Genomic DNA, 14,634 nt, shown 5'->3' with positions numbered 1-14,634 from the left:
ATTCAAACTATCCCTGCACTTTCCATCGTTTATATCGATTGATTAGCCCATTGGTAGAAGCATCGTGCGTGTCGATGGCTTCGTCGTTCCGCAATTCGGGAAGGATTTTTCCGGCTAATTGCTTGCCGAGTTCTACCCCCCACTGGTCGAAACTAAAAATGTTCCAAATAACTCCTTGGACGAATATTTTGTGTTCATAAAGCGCAATGAGTGACCCCAATGTGTAAGGTGTAATTTTTTTGATGAGAAATGAGTTGCTTGGGCGATTGCCTTCAAATACCTTGAAGGTTTTGAGGCGTTCGATTGCCTCCTCGGACTTACCGGATGCTTCCAGTTCAGCTACCACTGCTGACTCGTCTTTTCCATTCATAAGCGCTTCGGTCTGCGCGAAAAAATTAGAGAGCAACAAGGTGTGATGCTCGCCGATGGGATTATGTGTTTGTGCCGGTGCAATGAAGTCGCAGGGAATCAGTTTAGTGCCTTGATGGATAAGCTGGTAGAAGGCATGTTGGCCGTTCGTACCCGGTTCACCCCAAATGATTGGCCCTGTTTGGTAATCCACGGCATAGCCGTTACGATCTACATATTTGCCGTTGCTTTCCATATCGCCCTGCTGGAAATAAGCTGCAAACCGATGCAGGTATTGATCATAAGGTAGGATGGCCTGTGTTTCTGCATCGAAGAAATTGTTGTACCAGATGCCAAGCAAAGCCATGATGACGGGGATGTTTTCCTCGAAGGGTGTGTGGCGGAAATGCTCATCCGTAGCGTAAGCGCCCTGGAGGAGCTGTTCGAAATGCGTGAAGCCAATGCTCAATACGATGGATAAGCCAATGGCGCTCCACAAGGAGTAGCGTCCGCCCACCCAATCCCAGAATTCGAACATGTTTTCCGTGTCGATACCAAACGCCGCCACGGCACTGGTATTGGTAGACAACGCAGCAAAATGCTTGGCGATATCGCTTTCCGAAGCACCGCCAGCTAAAAACCATTGCCGGGCAGTGTGGGCATTGGCCATAGTTTCCTGCGTGGTGAACGTTTTGGAGGCGATGAGGAAAAGTGTAGTCTCGGGATTGAGCTGCTTGAGCGTTTCCGCGATATGCGTGCCATCCACATTGGATACAAAGTGGATGTTGAGGTGGTTTTTATAAGGTTTGAGCGCTTCCGTGACCATCACCGGCCCCAAGTCTGACCCGCCAATACCGATGTTGACCACATCGGCGATTGGTTTCCCCGTATAACCTTTCCAGGTACCGTTGATGATGCGATCTGAAAAGGATTTCATTTTTGCCAATACAGCCTGCACATCGGGCATCACATCCTTTCCTTCCACCAGTATGGGGGTATTGCTTTGATTGCGCAGTGCAGTATGCAATACGGCACGGCTTTCGGTTTCATTGATGGGTGTTCCGGAAAACATAGCCTCAATAGCAGCTTCCAATTTACATTCCCGAGCCAGCTGTAGCAGTAGGGCTTTGGTTGTGTCGTCTATCCTATTTTTGGAATAATCAAAAAGGATGTCGCCAAAAGCGATGGAAAACTTGTCAAACCGATTGGTGTCTTCCGCAAACAAATCCCTGAGGTGTTTTTGAGCAATGTCGATATAATGGTTGCTAAGGTATTTGTATGCTGCGGTTTCTGTAAAATTTATACGGGGTAGCATAGCTGTGTTTTTTGTTTGTGCGAAGTTAAGTGTTTTTTGGATTAAGTAGCGGTAATCTGATGGTATAAATTCCTTACCTTTGCGCCCATGACCAAAGAACAGATACAGGATTTGAGGGATAGAACAGCTTCCCTGAGGAGGCATCTTTGACATCGATGCACGGAAAGAAGAGATAGAAAAAGAGCAAGCAGTCACGCTGCAACCCGACTTTTGGGACGATTCCAAGGCGGCTGAGAAAATGCTGCAGTCCATCAAAAGCAAAAAGGTATGGACGGACCACTTCGACGAAGTGGCTGCTGCTGTAGACGACGCGGTAGTGATGTACGAGTTTTTCCAATCCGGGGACGCATCTGAAGTAGATTTGAGAGAGCAGTATGAGACCGCAGCGCGCAAAGTAGAAGAACTGGAATTCAAAAACATGCTGAGCGCAGAAGAAGACCAGTTGGACGCTGTGCTGCAAATCACTGCCGGTGCCGGCGGTACTGAAAGCTGTGACTGGGCCGGTATGCTGATGCGGATGTATATCATGTGGGGAGAAAGCAATGGTTATAAAGTGACCGAACAAGACTATCAAGAAGGCGACGTAGCGGGAATTAAAAGTGTAACCTTGCAATTTTCCGGGGACTTTGCCTATGGATACCTTAAGGGAGAGAATGGTGTGCATCGGCTGGTGCGCATATCGCCTTTCGATTCCAATGCCAAGCGGCATACGTCTTTTGCCTCCGTCTATGTATATCCATTGGTAGACGACAACATCGAGATTGAGGTCAAAGACGCCGATATTGAATGGGATACTTTCCGTTCCGGGGGAGCTGGCGGACAAAACGTAAACAAGGTGGAAACGGCCGTACGCTTGCATCACAAACCCACGGGTATTATCATCAAAAACCAAGAGTCGCGCTCGCAACTGCAAAATAAAGAGAATGCCCTTCGGTTATTGAAGTCGCAGCTCTATGAAATCGAAATGCGCAAACGGCAGGAGGCAACGGCAGCGATAGAAGGCAGCAAGAAAAAAATCGAATGGGGTTCGCAAATCAGGAATTATGTGTTGCACCCGTATAAGCTGGTGAAAGACTTGCGTACCAATATAGAAACTTCCAATACGCAAGCGGTATTGGATGGCGAAATCGACGAATTTCTGAAGGCTTACCTGATGGAGTTCGGCAGAAGCTAAAACGCATTCTTCCACATCATGCTCTCCACGGGGCGTGTGGTCTTATTGTTGTACTTCGCATTGGTTTTGCTATCGTAGCGCGTCTCAATATCGCCTTCCACAGCAAAATAAATCAGCTGCCCAATCGGCATGCCCATATACACCCTTACAGGTTGTGCTACGGATATTTCAAGCGTCCAAGTGTTGCAGAATCCGACATCGCCCTTACCTGCCGTGGCGTGAATATCGATGCCCAGGCGCCCGGTGCTGGATTTGCCTTCCAGAAACGGCACATGGTTGTGTGTTTCGGTGTATTCAAGCGTGACGCCCAAGTACAGCGTGTTGGGTTCCAGAAGAAAGCCTGTTTTGGGAATTTCAAAATGTATAATTTCATTGTGCTTTTTAGCATCAAGTACCCGGTCTTTATAGGTGGCCAGGTATTTGCCGAGGTGGACATCGTATGAATTGGTGCCCAAGCACTCCCTACGGAAAGGCTCAATAATGATGGAGCCGCTCTCAATTTCTTCCAGTATACGTTTGTCGGATAGAATCATTTTTTTAGACAACAGACGTCAGACAACAGACGCAGTGGGCAAAAATACGTTAATGAATCAGATTTTTAAGGACTATTTTGCAATAAATAGCTAACTTTGACTATGGCATTGGTATACCTGCGCGAGTTGGATAATAATGTACGGTTTGCCATTTGGCGCATCGAAGAGTCCGCTGAAGAGCTTATCGGTAGGTTGCAGTTGGATGATCGTGAAAAAACTGTGTTGGGCCGGCTGAATAAGGGCAAGCGGACATTGCATTGGCTGGCTACACGTGTGCTATTGCGCAAAATGCTGGATACTCCCGGCTTTATCGACTGTCCTTCGGACGAAAACGGCAAACCTTACCTCGCTAATTTCCCCCAACGGATATCGCTCACACATTCCTTTGACTATGCTGCGGTGATGATGAGTGATAATGGAGAGGTGGGTATTGATCTGGAACTGGTGAAGCCCAAAATCCTGCGCATTGCGGACAAATTCATGAAAATGGATGAGCTTGAAGCTATCGGGAGAGCGGAGATTGAAAAACTCTATGCCTGTTGGTGTGCCAAGGAAGCGGTGTACAAATTGCAAGGCAACAAGGGCGTTTCATTCAAAGATAACATGACGATTCGCCCGTTTGATTTTCAGGATCAGGGTGTGTTGTTTTTGGACTTGGACGCCCCGCATCGCCAAGAGCGATTCAAAGTATATTACGAAAAATTCCAGGAATATATGCTTGGATACGTCATGGAAAACTAGTTATCCCCTGAGCAACTCCCTGACCTGCTGCGAGGCGTTTGCATTGTCTACTTTGTCGATGATGTGGGTGATGGTACCCTGCTCGTCGATGATAAACGTAGTACGGAGGGTTCCCATAAATTTTTTCCCATAAAGCATTTTCTCTCCCCACACGTGATAATCATTCACGATTTTTTGGTCTGCGTCTACCAGGAGATTGAAGGGAAGGTCGAATTTGTTGGTGAAATTGCGGTGCGAACGTTCGGTATTTATGCTCACGCCGATGACTTCAAACCCTTCGGCCAGCAATGACTGGTAATTGTCGCGGAAGTTACAAGCCTCGGCCGTGCAGCCCGGTGTATTGTCTTTGGGATAAAAATAAAGAATGACTTTTTTTCCCATGAAATCACTTAACGATAGCGTTTCGCCATATTGGTTTTTTGCGGTGATTGCCGGAGCTTTGTCGCCCACGTTCAGTTTTGCCATATCGGAATTTGTCTCTGCTTACCTGATAAAATTTACTTCATACATCCGCTTGTTGTCTTTCCAGTCAATAACCTCTAGACGAAGGCGGTGTTTACCTTTTGAAAGCGTGCTGTCAAAAGTATGCCATAGCGATCGCGTTTTCGGATCGTATTCCATCAGTATCCAACGGTCATCCATATACCCATTGAACGACTGTATGCCGGAGAGGTTATCAGAAATCTTGAAATTTACCCGATTGACCGCAGCCATATTTTTACCCGCGCTGATGTTTTGGGGTACTATCGTGGGAGGAACGGTGTCTACCGTGATGTAAAAACTGCCGAAAGCGCGGGTCATCGTGCGTACCCAGCCCTCCTCAAAGTTGCCTCCTTGGGAGCTGCCCTCGACGTTGACGATGATCGCTTTGGGTTTCAGCGCGTCAGGCAATGTGCTGTCGGGTTTGATTTTCAGTTCGTAGCTTTCGCGGAGCGGTATAAAACGGTTGTGTATATGTTGCACCATGGAGTATCCCCCGCTGGGCCGTGTGCCCTGATGATAGTTGAAGTGCAGATGGTCATACAGGACATTTTGCGGCATGATGACCTCCGCATTTTCAGCGGTGAAGCGATTTTCGCGATCAAACCGAAACATGGCTGTGCCGGGTGTTCGTTGCCATGCAGGGGTATAAGATGGTGTATTCTTTACCTTGAATGTGTGTGTACTCGTGTTGCCATGCACATCGCGCACCCGGTAGGAGAGCGTATGTTCATTGTTGTCTGTCAAGGTGATGCTGCCGTCGCCCTCAAGAAAATGGAAGATGTTGATGGGATTGTTTGGATCTTTAAAGCTTTTCTGGATCCTGACTTTTTTCAGTATATAATACGGATAATCGATATAAGAATGGATGGTGCCTGAAGTGGCATATGACAACTCTTCGAATAGCACTGTACTGATGGATTTGCCGTCAAGCGAGAGCTCGATGGAATAGACACCGTTATTGAAGGAAGTGCCGTTGTGGCGATCTACCGTATTGATACCCACGCCGAAGCGGCCATTAACCGGTATGATTTGGCTGCCACTCAAGGCGAGGTGCCTCCTTGGTATATGCTCGCTGAATGGCTCGTCAGCCAGATCATAGACGGTGATACCCCGGATAAGTGGCGCCAGATTATCCGGGAAAGCCAGCCCGAACAACTGGGGGTTCAGCGGTGCTTCGGTCTGGGTGTCACGTATTTCAAAGTGCAGGTGTGGGCCTTCGGAGCTGCCTGAATTGCCCGTCAAACCGATGCGATCACCCTTCTTGACGGATACGGTAGTCTCTTCAAGCGGGATATCCACGTCGAAGCGTTGCAGCTCGTATTGCTTGGCTTTCACGATGGCGGCCAACTGCGCATTGAACTCCTGCATGTGTAAGTACACACTAGTGAATCCATTGGGGTGACTGATATAAACGGAATTTCCCCCGCCGCCGATTTGTACACGTACACGGGATACGTATCCATCAGCCACCGCAAAGAGCGGCAGTCCCACCCGCTGCTGGGTACGGTAATCGTCGCCAGCATGAAAATGCGTGGAGCGCAGTTCGCCGAATGTGCCGGAAGCCTGTGGCGGAATGGCCAGGGGAGGACTGAAATAACATTGGGGATATTCCCTGTTTTTGATGATGGGATGCTGAGCCTTTACATGGACAAGTGTAAGGAAAAAAACAAAACAAAGAAATAAGACGTGGTTAACCTTCATGTATCGTGCTACTTCACATAAAAATGGAACATCCGCTGGTCACCGATGAAACCTTCCAAATAGTCGCCAGGGACTACGGGGCCGACACCTGCCGGCGTGCCAGTAAAAATCAAGTCACCCTTACGTAGCGTGATGTATTGAGAGACAAAGACCAGGATATCTTCAAATGAAAAGAGCAAATCTTTTGTGTTGCCCTCTTGTACAGTTTCCCCATTTTTATCCAATCGGAATGCAATATCATACACATCCTCAAAAGTCTCTTTGGGCAGCAACTCACTCACTGGAGCTGAACCATCGAATGCTTTGGCCAATTCCCAGGGCAAGGATTTTTCCTTATGCGCCTGCTGGATGTCCCGGGCTGTAAAATCCACTCCCAGGCCAATGGCATCGTAGTAGCTGCTTGCAAATTTCGCGCCGATGTGTTTTCCTTCCTTGCAAACGCGAAGTACGATTTCTACTTCATGGTGGATGTTTTTCGAAAAGTCCGGATAATAAAAGTCGCGGTTTTCCTTCAATACGGCGGTATCCGGTTTAAGAAAGATGACCGGCTTTTCCGGTACCGGGTTGTGAAGTTCTTTGGCGTGTTCGGTGTAATTGCGACCAATGGCGATAATTTTCATGTATTCGTAATGTTTATAATGGACAAAAATAATGTTATTGCATTAAAATCGGGCTGCCCTCGCGTAATAATCTAACCGATACCAGTTTTTATATCGTTAATTTTTTGTATATTCACCGTTAACAAATCAAGGAGGTGCTTTATGCGTACATTAAATGCCAATTGGTTTATCGAGGTTCCTATCGATTTTGAACACAAACAATATCAGTTGCTTGCTTATTTGCAGCAAATCAATGCGCATTTCAACAGAACCCAGCTTTATCCCAATCTGAACGATTTAATCTTTCATTATAACAACCTTAAGAAATTCAAGCAGGATAAGACCACGCTCGAAACGGGATTCCCGGTGAGATTAAGCAACATGGACGTTGCTGCCGTGAAAATTACTTATGAAAAAATCGTGAATGACGATGCGATGATGCAGGAAATTGAACAGATCATCAATTATGCGGTGAGCAGAATAATGCCTGCCATCAAGGAAGGGCGCGAGATCCATGACTTTGTCTCAAGTCACCTGGCTATTTCCGAAGTGGGCATGCAACCGTTGTATCCTTATCAAGGCTATCTCTTGTTGCGTAATGGCGATGAAAAAGGAATACGGGTGTATGAATATCAAGTGACCCTTTTTGAAAGCCAGCATGAAAAGTACCGGGGCATACATACTACCTACATCGCCAAATATGAGCGGCATTTTGTTTACAATACACCGGAAGCTATCCGGAAAGATCTCATCCATGCCCGACGGGAATTGCCCAACCCAGCGGTTTATCAAGTAGAAAGTGACATTACGTTTCCGGTGGAAAACACATTGCTGCCTTTGGCTAAAAAAACCTTAGTCAAGGCCATTTCGGCATTGAATTGACGGATAAAAGTGGTAACATTTGGAGTCGAATCGGCCGTGTTTTTTACCGGCGGTAGGTGATTTTACTTGCAAGTAAATCTTTTATTGTATATCTTAGCATCCGTAATGCTTGTATTTGTATTACAAAAACGAACCAAAAATTAAATAAACTAATTTATTCACCTGTTAAAACACACAAACATGCCAAAAAAGCAAAACTATTTCCTTTCTAGCTAAAATATTTTAGCTTCTTTCCTTGTTGTTCATGCCATTTGAGCGCATGGGCAAGGTTATGCGTATTGTTTTCACAATGCCATGTCCCTTTATTGTTTTTCCAAAACTTCAGCTTTAAACGGAATTGAAGCTTGGACGGGGGCGATCATGTCCTAATTGACCATGCTAAATGGCCACAAGGGAATGCCAATGAACCAAAAATTAGTAACAAACCAAAAATCAAAAAAATGAACCAACATTCAACAAGAACAAAATGCGGCAAGATGCGTTTTTCGTTTCTGCCCTTGGTGGCAGTGTTGCTGGCGAGTCCTGTTTATGGCAAAGGATACGCAGACCCCGCTGATGTTCTACCCAACGAAATCGTGCAACAAACAATTGTGGGAACAGTGACCAGCACAGCAGACAACGCCCCATTGTCCGGTGTCTCTGTGACCGTGAAAGAAACGTCTCGGGGTGCGGCTACAGATGACAATGGCCGGTATACGATCACTGCAGCCGTGGGCGAAATTCTGGTATTTTCCTACTTAGGCTATGTAAGTCAGGAAATCGTTGTGGGCCAAAATGCAATTATCAATGTACAGTTAGCGGACGATGCGGAAAGCTTAGAAGAAGTGGTCGTTGTGGGATACGGTACGCAGAAACGTAAGGAAGTAACCTCAGCAGTGGCCACCGTCCGCGCCGAAGATTTCAATGCTGGCGGTGCGCGATCGCCGATGGATTTGATTCAGGGTAAGGTCGCAGGGTTGAACATCACGCGGACACAAGGGAATAATCCCAATTCAAGTGCTGCTATCCAATTGCGTGGGGTTACGTCGCTTACTGGTTCGCGTACCCCCCTGATTGTCATTGATGGTATACCAGGCGGAAGCCTCGATTTGTTGCAACAAGATGATATCGAATCTTTTGACGTGTTGAAAGATGGTTCCGCGGCCGCTATCTACGGTACACGAGGTAATGCGGGAGTTATCTTGATTACCACAAAGAAAGGCAAAGCCGGAGAGGCACGTTTTGATTACTCAACCTATGTCCAGCGCGAAGTCATCGACCGCAAACCTGATTACTTAACAGCTGTAGATTTCCGGAACCTGATTGCCCAGGGGGTAATCAACGAGACACAGGATTTGGGCTCATCCACTGACCTTTACGATGAGTTAATTGACCGCCAGAATACCAGCCAATACCACAACCTGGCGGCTTCTGGAGGTACCACAAACACCAATTACCGAGCATCCATTTATTTTAACGATGCGAATGGTGTTGCCAAGCAAAGCGGTCGCGAACAGTTTGGGGGACGGCTGAATATTAATCAAAAAGGGTTGCAGGAACGGCTGACCTTATCGATGAATCTCGCAACGAATTTCAATAAGGCCAATATGCTGGGAGGAGGATTTAACCCGGATAACCGTACAACCACCGGGACTGACTTCGAGCAGGCCATCCAACGGAATCCCACAGCCCCAATATACAATCCAGACGGCACGTTTTACGAAACGCAGGCTTATAACAATTATAACCCGCTTGGACGTTTGGCACACCGCATTGCAGAACGAAACCAGCAAACCATTTCAGCCGATGCGCGGCTGCGGTTGGAAATCATAGAGGGGTTGTCGGCTTCCGCGTTTGGATCCTACGTGCGCGATAATTTTAATGACCGCTTTTACCGGTCTACCTTGGATTGGGATCAACGCGTAGGTACCTCATACCAAGGAATGGCTTATGCTTCCAAGCGCAATGAAGTGCGGTGGACCCAAACGTTTGAGTCGACCATCGATTATAACAAAACGTTTAACGAGGATCATGCCATCACGGGCTTGCTGGGATACAGCTATCAATACGCTACCAATGAGAATTTCAATGTAAATAACAACGGTTTTACGACCGACGGTTTCTTGGATTGGAATCTCAGCGAAGGGAGTGCTATCACCAATACCCAATTGCCACGGCCGGGGATGGACAGTTTCAAGGAAGATAATACCTTGATTGCCTTTTTTGGACGGGTAAACTATGCCTTCAAAGGTAAGTACTTCGCACAGGCCATTCTCCGCCGGGAAGGCTCATCGCGGTTCGGTGCCAACCATAAATGGGGTAATTTTCCAGCAGCTTCCGTGGGTTGGACGCTGAGCGAGGAAGAATTCATTCAAAATATACCGCAAATCAATGAGTTGAAGCTACGGGTAGGGTATGGTGTGACGGGTAATCAGGATATTTCCAACTATCAGTCCTTGGTGACGTTGAGTGGCGGTGGTGTTTACCCGCAGGATGGGGTCTATTACCAAACTTACGGGCCCGCGCGTAACCCAAATCCCGACCTCCGCTGGGAGCAGAAAGCCGAATGGAACTTTGGATTGGATTTCGGGTTGTTCAACAATCGGATTAGTGGAGCATTGGACGTCTACAATCGGGAGACAAAAGATCTGCTTTACGAATATAATGCACAGCAACCGGCGTTTGCGCGAGACAAAATCTATACAAACGTAGGATCCATTCGCAATCACGGGGTGGAATTGCAAATTTCGGCCGTAGCCATTCAGCGCGACGATTTCCGCTGGAACATTGATTTTGCCGGCAATTCCCAGTATAACGAGCTGACCAAGTTATCAAGTGACGTATTCAAAGCAAATTGGCTGGAATTCTATGGCCTACCCTCTCCGGGAGCCTTAGGAAATGCGTTTCGCTTAGAAGAGGGGGGAGAAGTTGGTAATTTTTACGGTAAGCGGTTTGCCGGATTCACAGATGACGGCAAGTGGCAATTTTACAAAGCAGATGGTTCTGTTGCCGGGACAAGTGGGATGAACAATGATGACCTGGCCATTATTGGCAATGGCGTACCTAAATACCAGGCTTCGTTGAGCAATACCTTTAGCTACAAAGGATTTGACCTGACCATTTTATTTCGGGGCAAATTTGCTTATGATATCCTGAATACCCAAGACCTCTATTTTGGAAATAAACGCTGGTTGCCCAATAACTTGCTCCGAAGTGCAGTGACCACGCATAACCAACTGGATGACGATCCGCAGTATTCGGATTATTACCTCGAAAAAGGTGATTTCGTCAAACTGGACAACTTGACCCTGGGTTATAATTTCCGGCTCAATACGGCTTATATCCGTAACCTACGTGTCTATGTAACGGGAAGGAATATTGCCACCATAACGGGATATAGTGGCATCGATCCGGAACTACAAGACACCGGTTTTGAGGCAGGTGTCGATGCCCGTGGGTTTTATCCCCGCACACAATCATGGGCGATAGGGTTGAATGTTGGATTTTAAACTGAAACAAACATGAAAAATCACATAAAGAAAGCATTGTATTTTACAGCGGTTTCCCTGTTCAGCGGAATGAGTGCCTGCACAAACCTGGATGAGACCTTGTACAATGAATTGAATGAAAATAACTTTTATAACAATCGGGTAGAAGTATTGCAAGCGGCATTAAGACCATTTACACATATGCAGGCCTGGCTGGCACCCACTGGGCAAACCAATTATTACTACCATTCCGAATTGTCTTCGGACCAATTGGCTTGGCCCCAGAAAGGAAGGCATGGTTATGACGGGGGCGACCACATCCGGCAACACTACCATACCTGGAATGACAATGAGAACCCGCTGCGCAATACATGGGTATTGATGTGGACAGGGGTAGGGTACATCAATGCGGCGCTGGAAGATTTGGAGCCGCTTGATAATGTAGCATTGGGAATTCCGGACGAGGAAATGGCAGCCATCTTGGCGGAACTCCGGGTGCTGCGCGCATACCATTACATGAAGCTTATGGAGCTTTGGGGAAACGTTCCGATTGTTACCACCGTGGGCGAGCCGCTAAATCCACCGACACAATCCAGGGAAGAGGTATTCAATTTTGTCCGGTCGGAGCTGGAGGCGAATGTTCCCCTTTTGCTGCCGTACTCGGCTGAATTGGTCGGGCGCGTATCGGCGACAGCGGGTTATGCCATGTTATCCGAACTTTACCTGAATGCAGAGTACTTCGTGGGTACGCCCATGTGGGATGAGTGTATTGCCGCATGCGATAGGATTATCAATGGCGAAGCAGGCGGTATCGGAGGTACGCCTGCATTGGCGGATGACCTCCTCGAGAGTTTCGCTAATACCAACCGGTCGGCAAGCGAAGCACTTTTTCAATTTGCATTTAGCCAAAAGGCTGGATTTGCTTTTGGGTATGGTGGTTGGATGCTCGGGTATAGCAATATCAGTGATGTATTGGGTATTGGATTCAGCGGAAATAACGCATATGTGGTTATTCCGACCGCTTTCGATGCGTATGCAGAGAATGATTTGCGAAAATCAACGTGGTTTTTGTTTGGCCCGCAATATAAGTACGGCACTACCGAACCAATTTTAGGAACGGAAGAGTGGTCCGGTCGGCCGTTTGTCTACGTCAATACCATTCGTAGGGAAAGTGAAGGTGATTTGACATCCGAAGGCAGCATGACGGAAGGGGAGGAAAATAGTGGCGCACGTTTCTTCAAATATAAGCCCGGAACCTTAGACGATGAAAACTACCACGAGGAACATTATTTAATCTATCGGCTCACTGAAATCTATTTCAATAAGGCCGAAGCGATTATGCGCAAAAACAACGGCGTAGCCACGCAGGAAGCCGTCGATTTGATCAATGCGAGCCGACAAAGGGCATTCTCCGAAGCCGATTGGCCAAATGAAAGGTATACAACGGCTACACTTACCATGGACGAATTTTTGGCGGAGAAAGGAAGGGAATTTATTTTTGAGGGCAAAAGACGTGCGGACCTTATCCGGTTTGGTAAATATACGACGGCCTCCTGGTGGGACCATGAGCCAACGAATGATCCCAATCGGGAGTTATACCCGATTCCAAATACGCAAATCGCGGCTAACCCCAGTCTGGTACAAAATCCCGGATACTAAGCTTCCTTAAAATTGCCAGCAAGTTGTTACGCAACTGCTGGCAATTTTTTTATATATTAGCCGCGTGCAATCAATGTAGGTATTGCGCTAACCAACTTACATACTAAGGATAAACACTCATACGCTAAAACAATTTATTTAAATGAAAAAGAATAATAAGTCAGAAGCGGGTGCGACCCGCAGGGATTTCATCAAGACGGGAGCTGCGGCAGCAGCAGGTTTTATGGTGGTACCACGGCATGTATTGGGCGGTGCCGGTTTTGTGGCGCCCAGTGACAAGCTGATCGTAGCAGGCATCGGCGTTGGTGGCAAAGGAGATTCGGATTTAAGGGCCTTTCATGAAAGCGGTAAGGCAGAGGTTGCCTACCTCTGCGATGTAGACGATCGTCGTGCCGCAAATTCGGTAAAACGGTTTCCGAAGGCAAAGTATTACAAAGATTTCAGGGAAATGCTCGATAAAGAGCATAGCCATATAGACGCAGTATCCGTATCCACCCCAGATCATAACCATGCTATACAGGCATTGGCTGCTATGCAGCTTGGTAAGCATGTATATGTACAAAAACCACTAACGCACGATGTGTTCGAAGCCCGTGCGCTGACGCAGGCTGCAAAAAAATATAAAGTGGTCACCCAGATGGGCAACCAAGGTTCTTCCGGAGACGGCGTGCGTATCATGCGCGAATGGTTCGATGCAGGCCTCCTCGGTGATGTGCATACCATTTACACGTGGACAGATAGGCCGGTATGGCCCCAAGGAATCCAGTGGCCAGCACAAAAAATAGCGGTGCCAAGTGAGCTGGATTGGAATCTTTGGCTGGGTACAGCACCCCAAAAAGATTACATCGATAAATTAGTGCCCTTCAACTGGCGTGGATGGTGGGATTACGGTACCGGTGCTTTGGGCGATATGGGTTGCCACATCATGGAGGCGCCGTTCAGCATATTGGGACTTCAATATGTGAAAGATGTGCAGGCCAGTGTTGGATCGGTGTATGTGGATGAGTTCAAAAGGGGATATTTCCCCGAAAGCTGCCCGCCTTCAAGCTACGCGGTGATGACGTTCCCCAAGACCGATAAAACCGCAGGTGATGTAAAAATCCACTGGATGGACGGTGGTATCCAGCCGCAGCGCCCTGAAGAACTGGGACCAAACGAAGTGTTCGGTGATGGTGGAAACGGTATTCTGTTTATCGGCACAAAAGGTAAAATGATGGCCGGATGTTATGCGGAAAACCCCCGCTTATTGCCTACTTCGCTGACCGATCAGCATAAGCTGCCGGTGAAATACGAACGCGTACCGGGTGGTGCTGGTGGCCATTATGCACAATGGGTAGAAGCTGCCATCGCCGGGTACGGCAATAAAGAAGTGAGCTCTCCATTTGAGATCGCTGGCCCATTGACCGAAGCCCTGCTGATGTCTAATTTGGCTATCCGGGGTTCGGATTTACGGATTGACAACAAATATCCCGGCCGGAATTTGAAGCTCATTTGGGATAACAATGCCATGAAAGTAACGAACTTTGATGAGGTCAACCAATTTGTGAAGCGGCAATACCGCGCAGGTTGGGAGTTGCCCACCGTTTAACCAGGCGTAAATAATACGGCTCTTAGTAAGCAGGATATCCTCAACAGGATATCCTGCTTTTTTTATGCCCGGCTCGTATCCTTTTGCGGGCAGTAGCATGGAATTATTTTAAATAATTTAGACTTATTATAAACAAGTGTCTAT

The 14,634-nt window shown here is 47.3% G+C and carries 11 protein-coding genes; 6 read left to right on the top strand and 5 right to left on the bottom strand.

What is annotated here, in order from left to right; genetic code table 11:
- Positions 1 to 7 precede the first annotated feature (7 nt).
- Positions 8 to 1,663 (bottom strand): glucose-6-phosphate isomerase, encoded by a 1,656-nt coding sequence (gene pgi / locus BMW65_RS01175; protein WP_090602117.1) that lies wholly within the window; start codon positions 1,661 to 1,663, stop codon positions 8 to 10.
- Between the two features lie 87 nt (positions 1,664 to 1,750).
- On the opposite strand from pgi, the gene prfB reads away from it, so the two are divergent.
- Positions 1,751 to 2,837, top strand: a protein-coding gene (prfB, locus tag BMW65_RS01170) for a peptide chain release factor 2 (RefSeq protein ID WP_143053757.1) whose coding sequence is annotated in 2 segments (ribosomal slippage) — positions 1,751 to 1,810 and positions 1,812 to 2,837 — 1,086 coding nt in all. Because the reading frame shifts where the segments join, the coding sequence is not laid out codon by codon here.
- On the opposite strand, the gene dcd is transcribed toward prfB, so the two are convergent.
- The gene (dcd, locus tag BMW65_RS01165; protein WP_090602115.1) at positions 2,834 to 3,370 is read right to left on the bottom strand and encodes a dCTP deaminase; all 537 of its coding nucleotides are present in this window, start codon (positions 3,368 to 3,370) and stop codon (positions 2,834 to 2,836) included. The two genes, prfB and dcd, sit on opposite strands and share 4 nt — an antisense overlap.
- A gap of 102 nt (positions 3,371 to 3,472) precedes the next feature.
- On the opposite strand from dcd, the gene BMW65_RS01160 reads away from it, so the two are divergent.
- Positions 3,473 to 4,111: a 4'-phosphopantetheinyl transferase family protein gene (locus BMW65_RS01160; protein WP_090602113.1), complete on the top strand. Its 639-nt coding sequence runs from the start codon at positions 3,473 to 3,475 to the stop codon at positions 4,109 to 4,111.
- Here the strand turns inward: BMW65_RS01160 and bcp are convergent, their stop codons facing one another.
- Genes bcp through BMW65_RS01145 form a run of 3 tightly spaced genes read right to left on the bottom strand, consistent with a single transcriptional unit; the run spans position 4,112 to position 6,915 of the window.
- A complete protein-coding gene (bcp, locus tag BMW65_RS01155) occupies positions 4,112 to 4,576 on the bottom strand; it encodes a thioredoxin-dependent thiol peroxidase (protein WP_090602112.1) in 465 nt (154 codons plus the stop codon). It lies immediately after the preceding gene.
- A gap of 18 nt (positions 4,577 to 4,594) precedes the next feature.
- Complete coding sequence (locus BMW65_RS01150; protein WP_090602110.1) at positions 4,595 to 6,295, bottom strand: M23 family metallopeptidase; 1,701 nt, start codon at positions 6,293 to 6,295, stop codon at positions 4,595 to 4,597.
- An 8-nt stretch (positions 6,296 to 6,303) separates the two neighbouring features.
- Entirely contained in the window at positions 6,304 to 6,915 is a 612-nt protein-coding gene (locus tag BMW65_RS01145) for a fumarylacetoacetate hydrolase family protein (RefSeq protein ID WP_090602108.1), read from the bottom strand.
- A 168-nt stretch (positions 6,916 to 7,083) separates the two neighbouring features.
- Between BMW65_RS01145 and BMW65_RS01140 the strand changes: the two genes are divergently transcribed.
- The 4 genes from BMW65_RS01140 (at position 7,084) to BMW65_RS01125 (ending at position 14,490) form a co-directional block, all read left to right on the top strand.
- Positions 7,084 to 7,776, top strand: coding sequence for a hypothetical protein (locus BMW65_RS01140; RefSeq protein WP_394332196.1), 693 nt, complete (start codon positions 7,084 to 7,086; stop codon positions 7,774 to 7,776).
- A gap of 440 nt (positions 7,777 to 8,216) precedes the next feature.
- Positions 8,217 to 11,264 carry a SusC/RagA family TonB-linked outer membrane protein gene (locus tag BMW65_RS01135; protein ID WP_090602928.1) on the top strand — a complete coding sequence of 1,016 codons (3,048 nt, stop codon included), beginning with the start codon at positions 8,217 to 8,219 and terminating at the stop codon, positions 11,262 to 11,264.
- Between the two features lie 12 nt (positions 11,265 to 11,276).
- Complete coding sequence (locus tag BMW65_RS01130; RefSeq protein WP_090602105.1) at positions 11,277 to 12,902, top strand: RagB/SusD family nutrient uptake outer membrane protein; 1,626 nt, start codon at positions 11,277 to 11,279, stop codon at positions 12,900 to 12,902.
- A 142-nt stretch (positions 12,903 to 13,044) separates the two neighbouring features.
- Positions 13,045 to 14,490 carry a Gfo/Idh/MocA family protein gene (locus BMW65_RS01125; protein ID WP_090602104.1) on the top strand — a complete coding sequence of 482 codons (1,446 nt, stop codon included), beginning with the start codon at positions 13,045 to 13,047 and terminating at the stop codon, positions 14,488 to 14,490.
- The last annotated feature ends 144 nt before the right edge of the window (positions 14,491 to 14,634 follow it).

It is taken from the genome of Parapedobacter koreensis (genome assembly GCF_900109365.1).
Classification (GTDB): Bacteria; Bacteroidota; Bacteroidia; order Sphingobacteriales; family Sphingobacteriaceae; genus Parapedobacter; species Parapedobacter koreensis.
The sequence above is the reverse complement of the archived record's forward strand: the minus strand, read 5'-3'. Positions and strand labels throughout refer to the sequence as shown.

Excerpts from the sequence above, each read along its gene's own strand:
- pgi (WP_090602117.1), bottom strand. The coding sequence starts at position 1,663 with ATGCTACCCCGTATAAATTTTACAGAAACCGCAGCATACAAATACCTT.
- dcd (WP_090602115.1), bottom strand. The coding sequence starts at position 3,370 with ATGATTCTATCCGACAAACGTATACTGGAAGAAATTGAGAGCGGCTCC.
- BMW65_RS01160 (WP_090602113.1), top strand. The coding sequence starts at position 3,473 with ATGGCATTGGTATACCTGCGCGAGTTGGATAATAATGTACGGTTTGCC.
- bcp (WP_090602112.1), bottom strand. The coding sequence starts at position 4,576 with ATGGCAAAACTGAACGTGGGCGACAAAGCTCCGGCAATCACCGCAAAA.
- BMW65_RS01150 (WP_090602110.1), bottom strand. The coding sequence starts at position 6,295 with ATGAAGGTTAACCACGTCTTATTTCTTTGTTTTGTTTTTTTCCTTACA.
- BMW65_RS01145 (WP_090602108.1), bottom strand. The coding sequence starts at position 6,915 with ATGAAAATTATCGCCATTGGTCGCAATTACACCGAACACGCCAAAGAA.
- BMW65_RS01135 (WP_090602928.1), top strand. The coding sequence starts at position 8,217 with ATGAACCAACATTCAACAAGAACAAAATGCGGCAAGATGCGTTTTTCG.
- BMW65_RS01130 (WP_090602105.1), top strand. The coding sequence starts at position 11,277 with ATGAAAAATCACATAAAGAAAGCATTGTATTTTACAGCGGTTTCCCTG.
- BMW65_RS01125 (WP_090602104.1), top strand. The coding sequence starts at position 13,045 with ATGAAAAAGAATAATAAGTCAGAAGCGGGTGCGACCCGCAGGGATTTC.